Consider the following 20,502-nt stretch of genomic DNA (forward strand, 5'->3'; position numbering starts at 1 on the left):
GACCACGTTCTCCCCGTCGACCTCGATCACCGCATCCCGCGGCGCCCGCAGCGCCGTATGCAGCACCGCCCGGCCCTCCGTGACATTGATCTTCTCCCCACGGAACATCGCGTCCCGCAGCCCGAACACATCACTCGCCACGGCCAGCTCGCGCAGCAACCTCAGCGTTTCGTCGGTGACCAGGTGCTTCGAGTAGTCGACGTACAGGTCACCGACATGCAGCGTGTAGCCCGTGCCGCGCCCCGGGTCGGCGGCGAACAGGTCGCGCAGGTGGGAGTCGGCAAGCTGCTCGCGGTGCTCCGCCAGCGCGATCCACTCGGGCATCTGGTCAAGCCTGGTACGGCCGTCTGCGTTCATTTCGGACTTCAGCCTTCTTTCCTACGCCTGTCCTGCTGCGTGCCTTGCCCGCTGCCGTTCCCAACCTAATTGATCAGGGCGTGAGATGACGTCCCGTAGCGCCGTCGTGCGGCGCACCCACAGATACGTCCGGCTTGCCCTCCGGTATCAACGTATGCGTATCCCGCGGTCCCGGCGCGCGGCCGGCGTTCGGCCCGCGGCACCGGCCTGGCGATCGGGGCGCCCATGCCGCTGGCGCCCGGCGGTGTGATGGCGCGGCCCGCACACGGGGGCCGAGGAGGTGTGGTCGAAGACCGTCTGAAGCGTGGCCGAAAGCAGCCACAGAGCGTAACCACCGACGGTCACGGCGGTGCGCAGCGGGGCCGCGAAGCGGAAGACGACGGCGGCCGTCCACGGCCGTCGGGATCCCCCGCATTCCCCGCGCCGTCCCACGGGTGCACTCCTGCCCACCGCCGCGACCCCCGTCATGTGTCCCCCTCACGATTCGCCGATGCACAAACCGTAAAGGACGCCACTGACAATGGGTCCGCGGACGGTGCCCGCAGTCCCGCCGAACGGCTCCGGCCAGGCACCCACGGGCGCCCGGCCGGTTCTCAACTGCTAGATCTCGCCGCGCAGTTTGGCGAGCGCCTCGGCGAGGATCGCCTCGCCGTCCGCGTCGCTGCGCCGCTCCCGTACGTACGCGAGGTGCGTCTTGTACGGCTCGGTGCGCGGCGGGTCCGGCGGGTTGTCCCGGTCCTGTCCGGCCGGGAAGCCGCAGCGCGGGCAGTCCCAGGTCTCGGGAACCTGCGCGTCGCTGGCGAAGCTGGGCTGCGTCTCGTGCCCGTTGGAGCACCAGAAGGAGATGCGCAGACGCGGGGCGGACTCGCCCCGCTCGGCCTCGCCCATCGGCCCCGCCCCGACCCGGCTTCCTCGGATCGCGTTGCCACTTGCCACGGTCGTAACTCCCTGCGTGATGGTGCCGCGAAGCGAGTCGGCGTTCCGCTCCGCCGCGAGCGCCTTAGTCTACGTAAGGCCCAACGCGCGTCCAGTGATGGGAGTTACCGTCCCCTCAACCAGACGCAAGCCCCATGATAGGCCGCGCCCAGAGGCACGTACCGAACATGGGGCCTTACGTTCGCAACGTATGCGTCACTCAGCTGTTCGTCTTCATGAGCAGGCCGAGCACGATGATGCACGCGAACCACAGCAGACCGATCACCACGGTGATCCGGTCGAGGTTGCGCTCGGCGACCGAGGAGCCGCCGACGGACGACTGCATGCCGCCACCGAACATGTCGGAGAGGCCGCCGCCCTTCCCCTTGTGCATCAGCACCAGCAGCATCAGCAGCAGGCTGAAGACGATCAGGGCGATCGAGAACCCCAAAACCACGGCTGGACCAACTTCCTCGGATTCGGATGGACGACGGGGGCCGGCAGGTACCTACCAGCCCCCGCAAGGGTACGACGTATCTCTGCTGCCGCCTACTCGCGGCGCCGCCGGGCCGCCTCCGGGGCGGCCCCGGCCGGGGCCGCGCCCCCGTGGCTCACTGGTCGCGGAAGCGGACGATCTTGACGAACTCGTCGGAGTCCAGCGAGGCGCCGCCGACCAGGGCGCCGTCGACATCGGGCTGGGCCATGATCTCGGCGACGTTGCCCGACTTCACGGAGCCGCCGTACTGGATGCGCACCTTGTCGGCCACGTCCTGCGAGTACAGCTCGGCGATCTTGCCGCGGACGGCCGCGCACACCTCCTGGGCGTCCGCGGCACCGCAGACCTTGCCGGTGCCGATGGCCCACACGGGCTCGTAGGCGATCACGATCGTCTCGACCTGCTCGGCCGTGAGGTCCTTCAGACCGCCCTCGACCTGGGCGAGGGTGTGCGTGACGTGGTCGCCCGCCTCGCGGACGTCCAGTTCCTCGCCGACGCAGAGGATCGGGGTCAGGCCGTGCTTGAAGGCGGTCTTGGCCTTGGCGTTGACCTGCTCGTCGGTCTCGCGGTGGTACTGGCGGCGCTCGGAGTGGCCGATGACCACGTAGGTGCACTTCAGCTTGGCCAGCATCGATCCGGAGATCTCGCCGGTGTAGGCACCGGAGTCGTGCGCCGAGACGTCCTGGGCACCGTACTTGATCTTGAGTTTGTCGCCGTCGACCAGGGTCTGCACGGAGCGCAGGTCGGTGAAGGGCGGCAGGACGGCGACCTCGACGGCCTCGTAGTCCTTGTCGGCCAGGGCGAAGGCGAGCTTCTGGACGTGTGCGATGGCCTCCAGGTGGTTGAGGTTCATCTTCCAGTTGCCCGCCATCAGCGGCGTGCGCGTGCTCATGCTTGGTCGTCCTCCAGTGCGGCGAGGCCGGGGAGCGTCTTGCCCTCTAGGTATTCGAGGGAGGCGCCGCCACCGGTCGAGATGTGGCCGAATGCGGTCTCGTCGAAGCCGAGCGTGCGCACGGCCGCGGCGGAGTCTCCGCCGCCGACGACGGTGAAGCCGTCCGTGTCGACGAGGGCCTGGGCGACCGTCTTGGTGCCCTCGGCGTAGTCGGGGTGCTCGAAGACGCCCATGGGACCGTTCCAGAAGACGGTCGCGGCGTCGGCGAGCTTGGCGGCATACAGCTCGCCGGTCCTCGGGCCGATGTCCAGGCCCATCTGGTCGGCGGGGATCTTGTCGGCGTCGACCACGGAGTGCTCGGTCGCCGCCTTGGCCTTCAGGTCCGGGAAGGCGGGGCCGACCACCACGTCGACCGGGAGCAGCAGCTCGACGCCCTGCTTCTCGGCGCGCTCCAGGTACTCGGTGACCGCCGCGATCTGGTCCTCCTGGACGAGGGAGACGCCGATCTCGTAGCCCTTGGCCTTCAGGAAGGTGTAGGCCATGCCGCCGCCGATGAGGAGACGGTCGGCCTTGCCGAGCAGTTCGTCGATGACGGCGAGCTTGTCGGAGACCTTCGCGCCGCCGAGCGCGACGGCGTAGGGACGCTTGACGTCCTCGGTGAGCTTCTTCAGCACGCCGACCTCGGTGGCGATGAGGTGGCCCGCGTAGTGCGGCAGCCGGGCCGGGAGGTCGAAGACGGAGGCGTGCTTGCGGTGCACGGCGCCGAAGCCGTCACCGACGTAGACGTCCGCGAGGGCGGCCAGCCGGTCGGCGAACTCGCCGCGCTCGGTGTCGTCCTTGGAGGTCTCGCCGGGGTTGAAGCGCAGGTTCTCGATGACCGCGACCTGGCCGGGCTGCAGGCCGTCCACCGCGCCGTGGGCGGCGGGGCCGACGGTGTCCTGGGCGAACGCGACCGGCGCGCCGAGGAGTTCACCCAGCCGCTCCGCCGCGGGCAGCAGCGAGAACGCGGGGTCCGGGGCGCCCTTGGGGCGGCCCAGGTGGGAGGCGACGACCACCTTGGCGCCCGCTTCGGCGAGGGCCTTGATGGTGGGCAGGACGGCGCGGATGCGGCCGTCGTCGGTGATGACGCCGTCGGCGAGCGGGACGTTGAGGTCGGCGCGGACGAAGACCCGCTTGCCGTCGACGCCTTCGGCGAGGAGTTCGTCGATCGTCTTCATGGATGGGACTCCCGGAGAGGGCTCGTGATCGTACGAGGGCTGAACACGCGCGTAAGGGCTCGGACCGCGCGCGGTGGCGCTGCCCGAGCCCTGCACTCACATCGAAGTGGCGCCTGCTGTGGCGATCAGAGCTGGCCGCCGACGAAGACGGTCAGGTCGACGAGGCGGTTGGAGTAGCCCCACTCGTTGTCGTACCAGCCGATGACCTTCACGTTCTTGCCCTCCTGGACCATGGTCAGGGAGGAGTCGAAGGTGCAGGACGCCGGGGCGTTGACGATGTCGGAGGAGACGATCGGGTCCTCCGTGTAGTCGAGGAGGCCCTTCAGCTCGCCCTCGGCGGCCTTCTGGAAGGCGGCGTTGACCTCTTCCTTGGTGACCTCGCGGCCCAGCTCGACGACCAGGTCGGTGACGGAGCCGGTCGGGACCGGGACGCGCATGGCGATGCCGTCCAGCTTGCCCTTGAGCTGCGGCAGCACCAGGGCGGTGGCCTTGGCGGCGCCGGTCGTGGTCGGGATGATGTTCTCCGCGGCGGCCCGGGCGCGGCGCAGGTCCTTGTGCGGGAAGTCCAGGATGCGCTGGTCGTTCGTGTACGCGTGCACCGTCGTCATCAGGCCCTTGACGATGCCGAAGTTCTCGTCCAGGACCTTCGCCATGGGCGCCACACAGTTGGTGGTGCAGGAGGCGTTGGAGATGACGTGGTGGTTGGCCGCGTCGTACTTGTCCTGGTTGACGCCCATCACGATGGTGATGTCCTCATCCTTGGCCGGAGCCGAGATGATGACCTTCTTGGCGCCGCCGGCGAGGTGCTTGGCGGCGTCCTCGCGCTTGGTGAAGATGCCGGTCGACTCGATGACGAGGTCGACGCCCAGCTCGCCCCACGGGATGTTGGCGGGGTCGCGCTCGGAGAGCACCTTGATGGTGTGGCCGTCGACGGTGATGGTGTCGGCGGTGTGGGAGACCTCCTGCTTGAGGCGGCCCAGGATGGTGTCGTACTTCAGCAGGTGAGCGGTGGTCGCGGTGTCACCCAGGTCGTTGACAGCCACGATCTCGATGTCTGCACCCTGCTCCAGCAGCGCGCGGAAGTAGTTACGACCGATGCGGCCAAAGCCGTTGATGCCTACGCGGATCGTCACGAACCGATCTCCTCGTTGGTACGCCGGCCTTCGTTTGCCGGCGAGCTGTATGGGATGTCCCCGACCACCCCCGACCCTACCTCCCCGTGGCCCCGTCGGTGACATCGAGACGCCCCATAGACGACACCGCGGTCCGTACCCGCCAGTAGGGGTACGGACCGCCCGGCCCGCCGCCACCGCGCAACGGGACGGGGCAGGTCCGCGGGCGTCCGAGGACAGCGGACCGCCGATTTCACCGTTTCGAGGGATCCGCCGCGCTTGAGCCGCCGGAGAAGTCACTCCAAAGCGTTGTCCGCGGCAGCGAGTTGACGCGAGCGAGGGGAGCGTCGACGCGGCCGGCTCTCGCCCGCCCCGTGCGCCCGACCCGACGCGAGCACCCGTCAGGTCGGTGCGCTCGCCACGGCGTCGACCGGCTCCGCCGTGGCCTGATCGGCCTGCCCGGGGTGCGGCGCTGGTGGCGGATGGGGGCCGTCAGCCCGCCAGGTTGTCCGCCATCTCCTCGGTGAGGTTGGCCTCCGTGCCCGGGATGCCCAGGTCGGCGGCGCGCTTGTCGGCCATGGCGAGCAGCCGGCGGATCCGGCCGGCGACCGCGTCCTTGGTCAACGGCGGGTCGGCGAGCGCGCCCAGCTCCTCCAGGGACGCCTGCTTGTGCTCCATGCGCAGCCTGCCGGCGGCGGCAAGGTGTTCGGGAACCTCCTCGCCCAGGATCTCCAGGGCCCGTTGGACCCGCGCGCCCGCCGCGACGGCCGCACGCGCGGAGCGCCGCAGGTTCGCGTCGTCGAAGTTGGCCAGCCGGTTGGCCGTGGCACGGACCTCGCGGCGCATCCGCCGCTCCTCCCAGGCCAGCACGGACTCGTGCGCGCCGAGGCGGGTGAGCAGGGCGCCGATCGCGTCGCCGTCGCGCACCACCACGCGGTCCACGCCGCGCACCTCGCGGGCCTTCGCCGCGATCGACAGCCGGCGGGCGGCGCCGACCAGGGCGAGCGCGGCCTCCGGACCCGGGCAGGTCACCTCCAGGGAGGAGGAGCGGCCGGGCTCGGTGAGCGAGCCGTGCGCCAGGAAAGCCCCGCGCCAGGCGGCCTCGGCGTCGCAGGTGGCCCCCGAGACCACCTGCGGGGGCAGGCCCCGGATCGGACGCCCCCGGCCGTCCACGAGCCCCGTCTGCCGGGCCAGCTGGTCACCGCCCGCGACCACCCGCACGACGTAGCGCGAACCGCGGCGCAGCCCGCCGGGCGCCATCACGATCAGTTCCGAACTGTGGCCGAAGATCTCCAGAATGTCCCGCTTGAGCCGGCGGGCCGCCATCGCCGTGTCCAGCTCCGCCTCGATCACAATGCGCCCGCTCACCAGGTGAAGGCCGCCGGCGAACCGCAAAATGGCGGAGACCTCCGCCTTTCTGCAGCAGGTCCGGGTGACGGGGAGCCGGGAGATCTCGTCCTTCACCGCTGCCGTCATCGCCATGGGCCGATCCTTCCATGCATCCGAAAAATACGGTCGTACGCGGCAGCCAACAGCTCCGGGTCATGCCGGGGAGAGCCGTCGGTCCGGGCCACCGGCGCCAGCTCGACCGCCGCCCCGAGCCGCTTGGCGGCTTCTGTGAGCGATTCCCGGTCGGGCACGGCGGCTTCGTCGGCCAGCACCACGTCCAGGGCGAGTTTAGGGGCGTGTCGCCCCAAAACCTCCAAATGACGCTGCGGTGAGAAGCCTTCGGTTTCTCCCGGTTGCGGAGCGAGGTTCAGGGAGAGCACACGGCGCGCCTTGGTGTTGGTGAGGGCGTCCAGCAGTTCGGGCACGAGCAGGTGCGGGATGACCGAGGAGAACCAGGAGCCGGGGCCGAGCACCACCCAGTCCGCGTCCAGGACCGCCGCGACGGCCTCGGGCACGGCCGGCGGATCGTGCGGCACGACATGCACCGACTGCACTTCGCCGGGCGTCAGCGCCACCGTCGCCTGCCCACGTACCGTGTCGACCTCCTCCGGCCGGGCCGGATCATGGCCCTTGACCAGGGCCTGGAGCTCCAGCGGCACGGCCGACATGGGCAGCACCCGGCCGTGCGCACCGAGCAGCTTGCCGACCAGGTCCAGGGCCTGCACATGGTCGCCCAACTGCTCCCACAGGGCGACGATCAGCAGATTGCCGACCGCGTGATCATGCAGATCGCCCTGGGACTCGAAGCGGTGCTGGATGACCCGGGACCAGGTCTGGCCCCAGTCGTCGTCCCCGCACAGCGCGGCCAGCGCCTTGCGCAGGTCGCCGGGCGGCAGCACGCCCAACTCGTCGCGCAGCCGCCCGCTGGAGCCGCCGTCGTCGGCCACGGTGACGACGGCGGTGAGGTCGCCGGTGATCCGGCGCAGCGCGGCCAGCGAGGCGGACAGGCCCATGCCGCCGCCGAGGGCGACGACCTTGGGCTGGGTGCCCCGGCGGCGCGGCCGGGCGCCACGGGACTCGGCGGGGCGGCTCGCACGTGCCTCGGGGACCGCCAGACGCAGCCTGCTCAGCCGCGGAGTACGTGGCGTCATTCCCGTCCCATGTCCCGGTGCACGACCACCGTCTCCACGCCCTCGGCCGCGAGCCGCGCGGCGAGCTTCTCCGACATGGCCACCGAGCGGTGCTTGCCACCGGTACAGCCGATGGCGATGGTCACGTAGCGCTTGCCCTCGCGGCGGTAGCCGGCCGCGATGAGGCGCAGCAGTTCGGCGTACCGGTCGAGGAACTCCTTGGCGCCGGGCTGGTTGAAGACGTACGCGGCGACCTCCTCGTGCACTCCGGTGTACGGGCGCAGCTCCGGTACCCAGTGCGGATTGGGCAGGAAGCGCATGTCCGCGACCAGGTCGGCGTCGACCGGGAGGCCGTACTTGAAGCCGAAGGACATCACCGTGGCCCGCAGCTCGGGCTCCTCCTCGCCGGCGAACTGGGCGTCCATCTTGGCGCGCAGCTCATGCACGTTGAGGCTGGAGGTGTCGATCACCAGGTCGGCGTCTCCGCGCAGCTCGCGCAGCAGCTCACGCTCGGCGGCGATGCCGTCGACGATGCGGCCGTCGCCCTGGAGGGGGTGCGGGCGGCGCACGGACTCGAAGCGGCGCACCAGGGCCTCGTCGGAGGACTCCAGGAACACGATCCGCCGGGTGACCCCCCGGGTGTCGAGGTCGGCGAGGGATTCCCGCAGGTTGTCGAAGAAGCGCCGGCCGCGTACGTCGACGACGACCGCGATCCGGGCCACATTGCCCTGGGAGCGGGCACCCAGCTCGACCATGGTCGGGATCAGCGCGGGCGGAAGGTTGTCGACAACGAACCAGCCCAGGTCCTCCAGGCACTTCGCGGCCGTCGAGCGACCCGCTCCGGACATACCGGAGATGATCACCAGCTCGGGGATGGCCGCCTCCGGGACCCCAGCCGTCGTGATGTCCGTACTCACTGCCTCTCCGTTTTCCCGGACCGCTGGCTGCGGCTGATCCTCGCTCGCTTCCTTGTGCTTTCGATCTCGTTCCGCTGTGTGCTGTGCGTCGTGCTCGGTCATCTCTCCTGCCCCCGTCGTTCGTCCGGGACGCCCGCGGTCACGGGCTCCCCCGAGGAACCCCCCGTCGTATCGGGTTCCTCGTCTTCAATGATCTCTCCGGTCGCCGTGTTCACGGCGGGTGCGGCCGGGGCCGCCCGGGCGAAGGCCGCGGCAATGGTCTCGGCCGTCTTGCGGCCGATGCCGGGCACCTCCTGGATCTGGTCGATTGTCGCGGACCGCAGCTTCTTCACCGAGCCGAAATGCTTGATCAACGCCTGTTTGCGGGTATCGCCGAGGCCCGGCACGTCGTCCAGGGGGCCGGCCCGGAACCGCTTGGCACGCTTGGCGCGCTGGTAGGTGATGGCGAACCGGTGCGCCTCGTCACGGACGCGCTGGAGCAGATAAAGGCCCTCGCTGGTGCGGGGCAGCACCACCGGGTCGTCGTCATGGGGCAGCCAGACCTCCTCCAGTCGCTTGGCGAGGCCGCAGACGGCGATGTCGTCGATGCCCAGCTCGTCCAGGGCCCGCTGGGCGGCCGCGACCTGCGGCTGGCCACCGTCGACGACGACCAGTTGCGGCGGGTAGGCGAACTTCTTGGGACGGCCGTCCTCGTCCTTGAGGCCGTTCTCGTCCTTGAGGCCGTTCTCCCCGATCTCCCCGTTCTCCCCGGCCTCGTCCACCCACTCGCCCGTCTTCTCCTTGTCGGCGAGGTAGCGCTTGAAGCGGCGGGTGATCACCTCGTGCATGGAGCGGACGTCGTCCTGGCCCTCGAAGCCCTTGATCTGGAAGCGGCGGTACTCGCTCTTGCGCTGGAGCCCGTCCTCGAAGACGACCATGGAGGCGACCACGTCCTCGCCCTGGAGGTGGGAGATGTCGTAGCACTCGATCCGGAGGGGCGCGCTGTCCAGGTCGAGGGCGTCGGCGATCTCCTCCAGGGCGCGCGAGCGGGTGGTCAGGTCGGAGGCGCGCTTGGTCTTGTGCAGGGCGAGCGCCTGCTGGGCGTTGCGCTGCACGGTCTCCATCAGGGCCTTCTTGTCACCGCGCTGCGGGATGCGCAGGGAGACATGGGACCCGCGGCGCCCGGTGAGCCATTCCTGCACGGGTTCGACCGGCTCCGGCAGGGCGGGGACCAGGACCTCCTTGGGTACGGCGTCCCCCTTCTCCTCGCCGTAGAGCTGCTGGAGGGCGTGCTCGACGAGGGCGCCGGTGGTGACCTCCTCCACCTTGTCGGTCACCCAGCCCCGCTGGCCGCGCACCCGCCCGCCGCGGACGTGGAAGATCTGGAGGGCCGCCTCCAGCTCGTCCTCGGCGACGGCGATCAGGTCGGCGTCGGTCGCGTCGGCGAGCACGACCGCGTTCTTCTCCATGGCCTTCTTCAGGGCACCTATGTCGTCGCGCAGGCGGGCGGCCCGCTCGTACTCCATCTCCTCGGCCGCCTCCGTCATCTGCCGCTCCAGACGGCGCAGATAGGTGCCCGTGCGGCCGGCCATGAAGTCGCAGAACTCCTCGGCCAGTTCACGGTGGTCCTCGGCGGAGATCCGGCCGACGCAGGGCGCCGAGCACTTGCCGATGTAGCCGAGCAGGCAGGGACGGCCGGTGCGGGCGGCGTTCTTGAAGACACCGGCCGAGCAGGTGCGCACCGGGAAGACGCGCAGCAGCAGGTCGACCGTGTCGCGGATGGCCCAGGCATGCCCGTACGGCCCGAAGTAGCGCACGCCCTTCTTCTTGTGACCGCGCATCACCTGTACGCGCGGGATCTCCTCGTTCATCGTCACCGCGAGGTAGGGGTAGCTCTTGTCGTCGCGGTACTTGACGTTGAACCGGGGGTCGAACTCCTTGATCCAGGAGTACTCCAGCTGCAGCGCCTCGACCTCCGTGGACACGACGGTCCACTCCACGGACGCGGCCGTGGTGACCATCGTCCGGGTGCGCGGGTGGAGGTTCGCCAGGTCCTGGAAGTAGTTCGCCAGGCGCTGACGCAGGCTCTTCGCCTTTCCGACGTAGATCACCCGGCGGTGCTCGTCACGGAACCTGTACACCCCGGGAGAGTCCGGAATCTCTCCCGGCTTGGGGCGGTAGCTGGAGGGATCGGCCATGTCTCACACCCTACTGTCGGGCGGGGACAGTCCGACGGGCCTGTGGACAACGCCGCTGTGCCCCTCGGTACCGAGCCGCGTTTCGAGGGCTCCCCGGCGTTCCGTCGCTGCGGCACACCTCCCGCCTCGTCGCCCGTCAGCGCGGCAGCCGGCGCGGAATGCGGGGTGGGCGATGCCGAGCGAGGCAGCGCGGACCGGGCAGGGCAGGGCGGGGCTCGGGGTGGCGTCGGTCTCGGCCGCCGCCCAGGCGGCGGACATGGGGCGGCGGCTACGGGCCCTCGGTGCTCGGTGGCCGGGCGGAAGGGGCCGCGGGCGAGGCGCCCGGCCGCAGGACGGAGGGTCCCCCGGTGGCCGGGCGGGCAGGGCGGAGGGCGAGGCGGCCGGCCGTCGAGGGAGGCCGGCCTGTGCCGCAGCCGAGGCGGTCGGCCGTGTGCCGCGGTCACGGCGGCCGACCGCGTACCGCGGTTGGGCCCGAGGTGTTGTCGGGGATTGGTCAACACGCTTCAATGCGGTGGAACTCGGGGCCGTGAACGACAGCGCACGGACAGGCGTACGGATAGGCGGGCGTCACCGGCGGCCGCCGGTGACCCCGAAGACCCGCGCGAACGGTCTGACCCGCCGTAGCGAACCCTCACAGAAAGGCCCCTGTGCATGCGGCACGGCACACAGCACGCGGACCTCGCCAGCGAGGAACTGGACACGGCCCTGCGGGGCGGCCCCTTCCATGTCGCGCTCCGCGCCGCGATCGCCGCCCGCGGCCTGCCGCTCCAGCGCGTCCAGCACCACCTGTCACGGCACGGGGTCAAGGTCGGCGTCACCAGCCTGAGTTACTGGCAGCAGGGTGCCCGGCGGCCACAGCGCCCGGAGTCGCTGCGGGCCGTTCGCGCGCTGGAGGACATACTCAAGCTGCCGGACGAGTCACTGATCCGGCTGCTCGCCGAGACCGACGAGGTCCCGGCCGCCCAGCGTCCCGCGGCCCGCTCGTACCGCTCCCGGACAAAGGCCTCCGGAGTCCTGGACCGGCTCCAGGCCGAGCTGGGCTGGAGCCTCGACGGCGGGTTGCACGCACTGGGCCACCACGAGCGGGTACGGGTGGGCGCGCGCCGTGAACTGGCCGGCCACGAGTCGCACCACATCGTGCGGGCGCACCGGGACGGGGTCGACCGCTTCGTGGCCGTCCATCACGGCGACCCGGGCTGCGCGCCCGGCCGGATGACGGTGCACGCCCTGGAGAACTGCCGCACGGGACGCGTCCGTTGGGACCAGGACACCGGTGTCCTGGTCGCCGAACTGCTCTTCGGCACCCGCTTGCGCTCGGGTGACACCTTCCTGTTCCGGTACGGCGTCGAGGACGGCACGGCCGGACCCTCACGCGAGTACGTACGCGGCTTCGCCTTCCCCGGCGGTCAGTACGCCCTCCAGGTGCGTTTCGACGCGGACGCCCTCCCCACCCGCTGTCATCGCTTCACCCAGCACTCCCCCGCGGCGCCGCGCAGCGGTCGGCAGGAACTGCCGCTCAGCGGGGTGCACCGCTCGGTGCACCTGGTCGAGCCGCGGGTGCGGCCGGGCATCATCGGGATCGGCTGGGACTGGGAGTGAGCCCGCCACCTCGCTGATCAGGCGCCGGGCCCCGCGATGAGCTTGCCGCCGGACGCCTTCACCGGCAGTTCGGGAAGCGGCTCGGTGGCCGGCGCCTGCACCACCTTGCCCGTCATGGCGTCGAACTCGCTCCCGTGGCAGGGGCAGATCAGCTTCGTCCCCTCCAGTTTGTTGATGGGGCACCCGGCGTGTGTGCAGACGGTGCTGTATGCCTTCAGCGTGCCCCCGGCGTCCCTGCTGACCACGACGTTGTGGTCCTGGTACAGCTGGGCGCCGCCCTGGGCGACCTCGCTCTCGGCGCCGAGTTCCACCGGAGCGGTCGGCGTCGCGTCCGATGTGGTTCCGCCCGGTCCGGAGCAGGCGGCGAGTCCGAGCCCGGCCACCGGTGCGACGGCGGCTCCTCGAAGGACGGTACGACGACGTGCGGAGGGGCGGGCGGGCATCGGGGTCTCCACGGTCAGGGGGTGGTACGGGGTCGACCCTATCCGCGACCCGCCCCGGGGTTCGCCGCGGGTGGCCGGGAAGGCCGGCGAGGGGCAAGGTCCCCGATCTGGTGCTGGTGGGGCGTAAACGCTTGCGCAAGCGTTTACGCGCTGCCCTCGGATGAGGTACCTTCCCGGCCAGAAAGACCGCCGCAGCCCGCTGGGAAGGAAGCGCGATGCCCACCATGGCCGACGTGGCCCGGAGCGCCGGCGTCTCCGTGGCGACCGTCTCCCACGTGCTGAACGGCACGCGTCCCGTGCTGCCCCATACCCGCCAGGCCGTGCTGGACGCGGTCGACCGGCTCGGATACACGCCCAACACCCTCGCCCGCTCTCTGGTGACCTCCCGGACCCGCTCCATCGGGCTCGCGGTGTCGGCGATCAGCAACCCCTACTTCACCGAGATCCTTCAGGGTGTCGAGGCAGGTGCCCTGGAGGAGGGCTACGGCCTGCTGATCGCCGACCCGCACGACGACCCACGGCACGAGCGCAAGGTCGTCCAACTGCTCCACGAGCGACGCGTGGACGGCATGATCGTCGCCCCGTCCGCCGATCCGCGCGACCTCATCGCCTACCTCGGCCGTCATGCCGTACCCACGGTGTTCCTGGACCGGCTGATCGACGACCGCCTCGACGGGGCGACCGCCGACGCGCCGCCGCTCTTCGACCAGGTCTGCGCCGAGGGTGCCGAGCCCATGGCACGCCTGGTCACCCATCTCGCCGCACTGGGTCATCGCCGGATCGGCCTGGTCGCCGGACTGCCCGGGCTCAGCACCACCGGCGAACGGATCGCCGGCTACCGGGACGGCCTCGCCGCCGCCGGTCTCCCCCACGACGAACGCCTCGTTGTGCCGGGCAACTCCGAGTCGGCCGGTGCCGAGCGGGCGACAGCGGCCCTGTTGTCCCTCGCCGATCCGCCCACGGCCCTCGTCACCGCCAACAACGCGATGACCATCGGCGCCCTGCGAGCCCTGCGGGACCGGGGCCTGCGGGTGCCGGACGACATCGCCCTGTGCTGTTTCGACGACTTCGCCTGGGCGGACCTCTTCTCGCCCCGGCTCACCGCGATCGCCCAGCCCAGCAGGGAGATCGGCGCACAGGCCGTCCGCGTGCTGCTGGACCGCCTGGCCGCACCAAACCGCCCCGCACGGACGGTGAGGCTCCCGTGCGCCTTCGTGCACCGCTCTTCATGTGGCTGCCCGGAGTCCTCCGTGCGGACCGGGCCGCCGGAGCCCGCCCAGCAACCCCGACACCCCGGGCAACCGGACCAGCCCGAGCAGCCCGCGAAAGGAAGCGTCTCGTGATCGTCGTCGCCGGTGAGGCCCTGATCGACCTGGTACCGCAGGGCACGGGCGCCCTGGCTCAGCTGAAGCCGGCGCTCGGCGGCGGCCCCTACAACACGGCCGTGGCCCTCGGCCGTCTGGGCTCCCCGACCGCCTTCTGCTCGCGCACCTCCTACGACGCCTTCGGTGAGGCCCTGCTCGACGGGTTGCGCGGGGCGAGCGTCGACGTCTCGGGTGTGCAGCGCGGCACGGAACCGACGACCCTCGCGGTCGCCACCATCGACGGGGACGGTTCGGCCGCCTACTCCTTCTACGTCGAGGGCACCGCCGACCGCCTCTTCGCGGTCCCGGCCGCCCTCCCGGCCGGGGTGCGCGCCGTGTCCTTCGGCACCTGCTCGCTCGTCCTGGAACCGGGGGCGAGCGCCTACGAGGAGCTGATGCGGACGGCCTCCGGGCAGGGACTTTTCACCGCGCTCGACCCGAACATCCGCTCGGGCCTGATCGCGGACCCGGACGCCTACCGGGCCCGCTTCCGCGGCTGGCTGCCCTCCGTGACGCTGCTGAAGCTCTCGGAGGAGGACGCCGAGTGGCTGGGCGGCAGCCCGCGCGAGTGGCTGGCCGCGGGCCCCTCGGCCGTGGTGGTCACCCGGGGTGGTGACGGGCTCACTGCCTTCACCCGGGACGGCGCGGAGTACTCCGTGCCGGGTGAGAAGGTCGACGTCGTCGACACGATCGGTGCCGGTGACACGGTGAACGCGGCCCTGCTGCACGGGCTGTCCGCGCAGGGCTCGCTGTCCGCCGGGGCGTTGGCGGGCCTGGGCGCCGACGGCTGGACTCGGCTGCTGCGGTTCGCGGCACGTGCGGCGGCGATCACGTGCTCACGGGCGGGGGCGGAGCCGCCGTACGCCGCCGAACTGGGCGAGTGGTAGGGGCGTCGGCGGCGGGAGGCGCGCAGCGGCTTCGAGGGCCCTTCGAGGGCGGTTTCCTTGATGGTGTTGTCAAGGTTCGACCGGGCCTGCGGTTCGTGGGAGCGGCCGAACCGCAGGCCGGGGTGGCTGTGATGAGAACGAGCGGCGCCCCGCGGGGAGTTCCCGTGGGGCGCCGCTTTTTGAGGACTTGTCAGGAAGTGGTCGCCGCCCGGCTCCGGAGGTCCGGGCGCGCGGCTACGCCTTGCGCGTCCGTGTCGTCTTCTTCGCGGGTGCCGCCTTCTTGGTGACGCCTTCGGCCTTCTTGGTCGCCGTGTTGTTGGCGGTCTTCGCCGTTCTGGACGTGGTCGTCCGCTTCGCCGTCGACTTGGCCGCGACGGTCTTCTTGGCCGGGGCCCGGCGCGGGGCGGGCACCGAGGCCGCGTCGCTGATGCGTTCGGCGCCAAGGATTTCACGCAGGAACTTGCCGGTGTGGCTCGCCGGGACCCCGGCGACCTCCTCCGGTGTGCCCTCGGCGACGACGAGCCCGCCACCCGCTCCGCCTTCGGGGCCCATGTCGACGACCCAGTCGGCGGTCTTGATCACATCGAGATTGTGCTCGATGACGATGACCGTGTTGCCCTTGTCGACCAGGCCGGAGAGGACCTTCAGCAGCTTGCTGATGTCCTCGAAGTGCAGACCGGTGGTCGGCTCGTCCAGGACGTAGACGGTGCGCCCGGTGGAGCGGCGCTGGAGTTCGCTTGCGAGCTTGACGCGCTGCGCCTCGCCGCCCGACAGAGTGGTCGCGGACTGGCCGAGTCGGACGTAGCCGAGTCCGACGTCGTGCAGGGTCCTGAGGTGGCGGGCGATCGCGGGGACGGCCTCGAAGAAGTCGAGGGCCTCCTCGATCGGCATGTTCAAGACCTCGGCGATGGACTTGCCCTTGTAGTGGACCTCAAGGGTCTCCCGGTTGTACCGGGCGCCGTGGCAGACCTCGCACGGCACGTACACGTCCGGGAGGAAGTTCATCTCGATCTTGATCGTGCCGTCGCCCGCGCAGTTCTCGCAGCGGCCGCCCTTGACGTTGAAGGAGAAGCGACCGGGCAGGTAGCCGCGGACCTTGGCCTCGGTGGTCTCGGCGAACAGCTTGCGGATGTGGTCGAAGACGCCGGTGTACGTCGCCGGGTTGGACCGGGGGGTGCGGCCGATGGGCGACTGGTCGACGTGCACGACCTTGTCGACGAGGTCGTCGCCGTCCACGCGCGTGTGCCGCCCCGGCACATTGCGGGCGCCGTTCAGCTCGCGGGCCAGGTGTGTGTAGAGGATGTCGTTGACCAGCGTCGACTTCCCGGAGCCGGACACCCCCGTGACGGCCGTGAACACGCCCAGCGGGAAGGACACGTCGATGTCCTGGAGGTTGTTCTCCCGGGCCCCGTGCACCGTGAGTCTGCGGGACCGGTCCTGCGGGCGCCGGATGTCGGGCACCGGAATGGACTTCCTGCCCGCCAGGTACTGACCGGTCTGCGACTCCTCGTTGACGAGCAGTTCCTTGAGGGAGCCGCTGTGCACGACCTTTCCGCCGTGCTCACCCGCGCCGGGGCCGATGTCCACGACCCAGTCGGCGATCTTGATGGTGTCCTCGTCGTGCTCCACGACGATGAGCGTGTTGCCCATGTCGCGCAGCCGGACCAGGGTCTCGATGAGCCGGTGGTTGTCGCGCTGGTGCAGGCCGATCGAGGGTTCGTCGAGGACGTACAGGACGCCGACCAGCCCGGAGCCGATCTGGGTGGCCAGGCGGATGCGCTGGGCCTCGCCGCCGGAGAGCGTGCCCGCGGCGCGGTTCAGCGAGAGGTAGTCGAGGCCGACGTCCACCAGGAACCGCAGCCGCTCGTTGACCTCCTTCAGCACCCGCTCGGCGATCTTCTTGTCCCGGGCGCTCAGCTTCAGCTCGCGCAGGAAGTCCGCGCAGTCGCTGATCGACATCGCGGAGACCTCGGCGATCGACTTCTCCATGATCGTGACGGCGAGGACGATCGGCTTGAGCCTGGTGCCCTCACAGGTGGGGCAGGGCACCTCGCGCATGTAGCCCTCGAAGCGCTCGCGGCTGGCGTCGCTCTCGGCCTCGCTGTGCCGGCGCTTGACGAAGGGCACGGCTCCCTCGAAGGGCGTCGTGTACACGCGCTCTCGCCCGTACCGGTTGCGGTAGCGCACCTCGATCTGCGTCTTGTGGCCGTAGAGCAGGGCCTTCCTGGCGCGCTGCGGCAGGCCGGCGAACGGGATGTCCGTCCGGAATCCCAGGGCGTCCGCCAGGGCGCCGACGAGGCGGCCGAAGTAGTCCTTGGTGTGGCCGTGCGACCAGGGGTGGATGGCGCCCTCGTCGAGGGACTTGTCCTCGTCCGGGACGATCAGCTCGGGGTCGACCTCCATGCGGGTGCCGATGCCGGTGCATTCGGGGCATGCGCCGAAGGGCGAGTTGAACGAGAAGGAGCGGGGCTCCAGTTCCTCGAAGGACAGGTCGTCGTAGGGGCAGTACAGGTGCTCCGAGTACATGCGCTCGCGCTCGGGGTCGTCCTCGGGGAGGTCGACAAAGTCGAGCACGACCATGCCGCCGGACAGTCCGAGGGCGGTCTCCACGGAGTCGGTGAGGCGGCGCTTGGCGGAGTCCTTCACCGTGAGGCGGTCGACGACCACCTCGATGGTGTGCTTCTCCTGCTTCTTCAGCGCGGGCGGTTCGGAGAGCTGGACGGTCTGCCCGTCCACACGCGCACGGCTGTACCCCTTCGTCTGGAGGTCGGCGAACAGGTCGACGAACTCGCCCTTGCGCTCGCGCACGAGGGGGGAGAGCACCTGGAAGCGGCTCCCCTCCGGCAGTTCCAGGACCTTGTCCACGATGGCCTGCGGCGACTGGCGCGAGATGGGCCGGCCGCACTCGGGGCAGTGCGGCTTGCCGATCCGCGCGAAGAGCAGACGCAGGTAGTCGTAGACCTCGGTGATGGTGCCGACCGTGGAGCGGGGGTTGCGCGAGGTCGACTTCTGGTCGATGGAGACCGCCGGGGACAGGCCCTCGATGAAGTCGACGTCCGGCTTGTCCATCTGCCCGAGGAACTGCCGGGCGTAGGAGGACAGCGACTCCACGTAGCGCCGCTGTCCCTCGGCGAAGATGGTGTCGAAGGCCAGCGAGGACTTGCCCGACCCCGACAGGCCCGTGAAGACGATGAGCGAGTCACGCGGCAGGTCGAGCGAGACATTCTTCAGGTTGTGCTCGCGCGCGCCACGGACGATGAGACGGTCGGCCACGCCGGTCCGCACCTTTCTTCAGAGAAGTGACAGGGGCCGGAGCCCCCGTGCTTCTTCAGACTAGGGGGAGCCACTGACAACGCCGGTCGGATTCCCGCTTGGATAACAAACCCTGGCCATCCAGCATGCCCGACGCCGCTCCCGACGATATAGCACGCACATTCGATTTGCGGGCCGACCCCACAACCTTCACCCGAAGGAGTGGCGGGGCTAGGGTCGGCCCCATGATTGATCACGCCCACGACCTGGCGTCTGTACGTACCGCGTCCGACCGGCTCCTCATCGCAGCCGCCGCACTGGACAACGCCGCCGTGACCGAGCCGTCACGGCTGCCCGGCTGGACCCGCGGACACATCCTGGCTCACCTGGCCCGCAACGCGGACGCGCTCGTGAACGTCCTGGAGGGGCGTCCCATGTACGCCTCCGCCGAGGCCCGCGACGCCGACATCGAGCGGGACGCCCCGCGCCCGTTGGACGTCCAGCTCGCCGACCTGCGCGACAGCGCGGCCCGATTCCAGAACGCGGGCGCCGCGCCCGCGGACTGGGCCCGGACGGTGGAACTGCGCAACGGGGTCGTCGACGCTGCGCGGCGGGTGCCGTTCCGGCGCTGGGGCGAGGTCGAGCTGCACCACGTGGATCTCGGGATCGGCTACGAGCTGGAGGATCTTCCGGCGGAGTTCGTGACGCGCGAGATCGACTTCCTCGCGGAGCGCTTCCGCGGTCACCGGGACGTGCCCGCGACGAGTCTGGCCGACGAGCAGGGCCGCACGTGGACCACGGGCGGCGGCGCCGACGGCGGCCCGGTCGCCGTGGAGGGATCGGCCGCCGACCTGCTCGGCTGGCTGGCCGGGCGGCGCGACGGCTCCGCCCTGCGGGCCGCGGGCGGCCCGCTGCCGACGCTGCCCCCGCTGTAGCCGTGCGGGTCCCCGTGCCGCTCCCCCGCTATAGGCTGACGACCATGACGTACAGCGGAGAGGTGACGGTCGGCGGACCGGCGGACGTGCACGAGCTCAAGGACCTGATGATCACCAAGATCGCGGTCGGGCCGATGGACAACAACGCCTATCTGCTGCGCTGCCGGGCCACGGACGAGCAGTTGCTGATCGACGCCGCCAACGACGCGGAGACGCTGCTCGGCATGATCGGTGACGACGGCATCGCCTCCGTGGTCACCACGCACCGGCACGGTGACCACTGGCAGGCGCTCGACCGGGTGGTGGCGGCCACGGACGCGCGTACGTTCGCGGGCCGGGACGACGCCGCCGGCATCCCGGTGCCGACCGACGTCCCGGTCGACGACGGGGACGTCATCCGGGTGGGGCAGGTCCAGCTGACCGCGCGCCATCTGGTGGGGCACACCCCGGGCTCGATCGCGCTGGTCTACGACGACCCGCACGGCCATCCGCACGTCTTCACAGGGGACTGCCTCTTCCCGGGGGGTCCGGGGCGGACGACGCGACCCGCGGACTTCCAGAGCCTCATGTCCGGGCTTGAGGCGAAGGTCTTCACGCTGCCGGACGAGACGTGGATCTATCCGGGCCACGGCAACGACACCACCCTCGGGGCGGAACGTCCCCACATCCAGGAGTGGTGGGCCCGCGGCTGGTAGGCCCCCGGTGCGACTCGGACGCGCTCCGTCACATCGCCCCCACGTCGCCCACTGGCGCGCACCCTCCGCCGCGCGCCCCCTGTCGCGTCGTCTCCGAGCCCGTCACGATGTCCCCGGCAGTCGCCGGCGAAGGGACGTACATGGATCGCATAGGGGTTCCGCATCGGACGTTCGAGCACTTGCTCAGCGGGTTCGTCCGTAGCGAGGCCGAAGAAATCGCCCACTTCGGCCGGGACGCCGAAGTCGTGGCCCCCGGAGAGCCGTTCGGCAGTGTGTTCGCCTGGCTCTGGGAGGAGCACCGGGATGCCGCGGTCGGCGCTTTCGCCGGACTCCTGGCCGAGGCACGACGTGCCGGCGAACCGGGCGACGAGATTCGGCTGGAGAGCCTGATCAAGGGCCTGCGTACGGCGCTTCAGCGCTCTCGCCTCGGTCAGGAGCAGGAGTTCTGGGATGTGGAGCTGACACTGCGCGATCAGATTCCGGAGCACTTCGGCGGCAGGACCGACCTGTGACGGCACACGCCGATGCAGCCATCCGCCCCGCCACCGAGCGGTGCGGAGCGCTTGGACGCGATGTGGTGCACGGTGGGGCGTGCGGTCGCCGTCTTCACGCTGGCGCGTGCGCGGCCCGTGCGCATGCGCCGCGTACGCGCCTGCCATGAGTGCCGAGCGCGGGCACTCGGGTCCTGCGCCCAGCGCACGCTCGGCCCGCGCGCCCCGCGCAAG

General features: G+C 70.8%; 17 protein-coding genes and 1 pseudogene. 6 read left to right on the forward strand and 12 right to left on the reverse strand.

Annotation, left to right across the window (positions count from 1 at the left end):
• The 10 genes and pseudogenes from ACIRFL_RS40475 to uvrC form a co-directional block, all read right to left on the reverse strand.
• Nucleotides 1–357 (reverse strand): annotated as a pseudogene (locus ACIRFL_RS40475) (glucose-6-phosphate isomerase); the annotation flags it as partial.
• A 600-nt stretch (nucleotides 358–957) separates the two neighbouring features.
• The gene (locus tag ACIRFL_RS40480; protein ID WP_003976875.1) at nucleotides 958–1,293 is read right to left on the reverse strand and encodes an RNA polymerase-binding protein RbpA; all 336 of its coding nucleotides are present in this window, start codon (nucleotides 1,291–1,293) and stop codon (nucleotides 958–960) included.
• A 199-nt stretch (nucleotides 1,294–1,492) separates the two neighbouring features.
• Complete coding sequence (secG, locus tag ACIRFL_RS40485) at nucleotides 1,493–1,723, reverse strand: preprotein translocase subunit SecG (protein ID WP_189942979.1); 231 nt, start codon at nucleotides 1,721–1,723, stop codon at nucleotides 1,493–1,495.
• A 160-nt stretch (nucleotides 1,724–1,883) separates the two neighbouring features.
• Complete coding sequence (tpiA, locus tag ACIRFL_RS40490; protein ID WP_404039706.1) at nucleotides 1,884–2,660, reverse strand: triose-phosphate isomerase; 777 nt, start codon at nucleotides 2,658–2,660, stop codon at nucleotides 1,884–1,886.
• Entirely contained in the window at nucleotides 2,657–3,877 is a 1,221-nt protein-coding gene (locus tag ACIRFL_RS40495; protein ID WP_404039708.1) for a phosphoglycerate kinase, read from the reverse strand. The genes tpiA and ACIRFL_RS40495 overlap by 4 nt, the downstream gene beginning before the upstream one ends.
• Before the next feature lie 125 nt (nucleotides 3,878–4,002).
• Complete coding sequence (gap, locus tag ACIRFL_RS40500) at nucleotides 4,003–5,010, reverse strand: type I glyceraldehyde-3-phosphate dehydrogenase (protein WP_404039711.1); 1,008 nt, start codon at nucleotides 5,008–5,010, stop codon at nucleotides 4,003–4,005.
• Between the two features lie 471 nt (nucleotides 5,011–5,481).
• On the reverse strand, nucleotides 5,482–6,471 hold the full coding sequence (whiA, locus tag ACIRFL_RS40505; RefSeq protein WP_351746563.1) for a DNA-binding protein WhiA: 990 nt from the start codon (nucleotides 6,469–6,471) through the stop codon (nucleotides 5,482–5,484).
• Nucleotides 6,462–7,529 (reverse strand): uridine diphosphate-N-acetylglucosamine-binding protein YvcK, encoded by a 1,068-nt coding sequence (gene yvcK / locus ACIRFL_RS40510; RefSeq protein ID WP_404039714.1) that lies wholly within the window; start codon nucleotides 7,527–7,529, stop codon nucleotides 6,462–6,464. Before yvcK ends, whiA begins: the two co-directional genes overlap by 10 nt.
• The gene (rapZ, locus tag ACIRFL_RS40515) at nucleotides 7,526–8,527 is read right to left on the reverse strand and encodes an RNase adapter RapZ (RefSeq protein WP_404039717.1); all 1,002 of its coding nucleotides are present in this window, start codon (nucleotides 8,525–8,527) and stop codon (nucleotides 7,526–7,528) included. The genes yvcK and rapZ overlap by 4 nt, the downstream gene beginning before the upstream one ends.
• Nucleotides 8,524–10,602 (reverse strand): excinuclease ABC subunit UvrC, encoded by a 2,079-nt coding sequence (gene uvrC, locus ACIRFL_RS40520; protein ID WP_404039720.1) that lies wholly within the window; start codon nucleotides 10,600–10,602, stop codon nucleotides 8,524–8,526. The genes rapZ and uvrC overlap by 4 nt, the downstream gene beginning before the upstream one ends.
• Before the next feature lie 651 nt (nucleotides 10,603–11,253).
• Here uvrC and ACIRFL_RS40525 point away from each other — a divergent pair.
• Nucleotides 11,254–12,201 carry a hypothetical protein gene (locus ACIRFL_RS40525; RefSeq protein WP_404039722.1) on the forward strand — a complete coding sequence of 316 codons (948 nt, stop codon included), beginning with the start codon at nucleotides 11,254–11,256 and terminating at the stop codon, nucleotides 12,199–12,201.
• A gap of 17 nt (nucleotides 12,202–12,218) precedes the next feature.
• Here ACIRFL_RS40525 and ACIRFL_RS40530 read toward each other — a convergent pair whose 3' ends face one another.
• Nucleotides 12,219–12,644 (reverse strand): Rieske (2Fe-2S) protein, encoded by a 426-nt coding sequence (locus tag ACIRFL_RS40530; protein WP_404039725.1) that lies wholly within the window; start codon nucleotides 12,642–12,644, stop codon nucleotides 12,219–12,221.
• Between the two features lie 215 nt (nucleotides 12,645–12,859).
• Here ACIRFL_RS40530 and ACIRFL_RS40535 point away from each other — a divergent pair, with 215 nt between their 5' ends.
• Nucleotides 12,860–13,987, forward strand: coding sequence for a LacI family DNA-binding transcriptional regulator (locus ACIRFL_RS40535; RefSeq protein ID WP_404039728.1), 1,128 nt, complete (start codon nucleotides 12,860–12,862; stop codon nucleotides 13,985–13,987).
• A complete protein-coding gene (locus ACIRFL_RS40540; protein WP_404039731.1) occupies nucleotides 13,984–14,895 on the forward strand; it encodes a carbohydrate kinase in 912 nt (303 codons plus the stop codon). The genes ACIRFL_RS40535 and ACIRFL_RS40540 overlap by 4 nt, the downstream gene beginning before the upstream one ends.
• 234 nt (nucleotides 14,896–15,129) lie before the next feature.
• Here the strand turns inward: ACIRFL_RS40540 and uvrA are convergent, their stop codons facing one another.
• On the reverse strand, nucleotides 15,130–18,168 hold the full coding sequence (gene uvrA, locus ACIRFL_RS40545) for an excinuclease ABC subunit UvrA (protein ID WP_404039734.1): 3,039 nt from the start codon (nucleotides 18,166–18,168) through the stop codon (nucleotides 15,130–15,132).
• A 224-nt stretch (nucleotides 18,169–18,392) separates the two neighbouring features.
• Here uvrA and ACIRFL_RS40550 point away from each other — a divergent pair, with 224 nt between their 5' ends.
• The 3 genes from ACIRFL_RS40550 to ACIRFL_RS40560 all read left to right on the forward strand — a co-directional run bounded on the left by ACIRFL_RS40550 (nucleotide 18,393) and on the right by ACIRFL_RS40560 (nucleotide 20,289).
• The gene (locus tag ACIRFL_RS40550; protein ID WP_404039737.1) at nucleotides 18,393–19,082 is read left to right on the forward strand and encodes a maleylpyruvate isomerase family mycothiol-dependent enzyme; all 690 of its coding nucleotides are present in this window, start codon (nucleotides 18,393–18,395) and stop codon (nucleotides 19,080–19,082) included.
• Nucleotides 19,083–19,126: 44 nt separating this feature from the next.
• Nucleotides 19,127–19,777 (forward strand): MBL fold metallo-hydrolase, encoded by a 651-nt coding sequence (locus ACIRFL_RS40555; RefSeq protein WP_404039739.1) that lies wholly within the window; start codon nucleotides 19,127–19,129, stop codon nucleotides 19,775–19,777.
• A gap of 140 nt (nucleotides 19,778–19,917) precedes the next feature.
• Nucleotides 19,918–20,289, forward strand: coding sequence for a hypothetical protein (locus ACIRFL_RS40560; protein WP_404039741.1), 372 nt, complete (start codon nucleotides 19,918–19,920; stop codon nucleotides 20,287–20,289).
• Nucleotides 20,290–20,502: the final 213 nt, after the last annotated feature.

It is taken from the genome of Streptomyces sp. NPDC102462 (assembly GCF_044765425.1).
Taxonomy (GTDB): Bacteria; Actinomycetota; Actinomycetes; order Streptomycetales; family Streptomycetaceae; genus Streptomyces.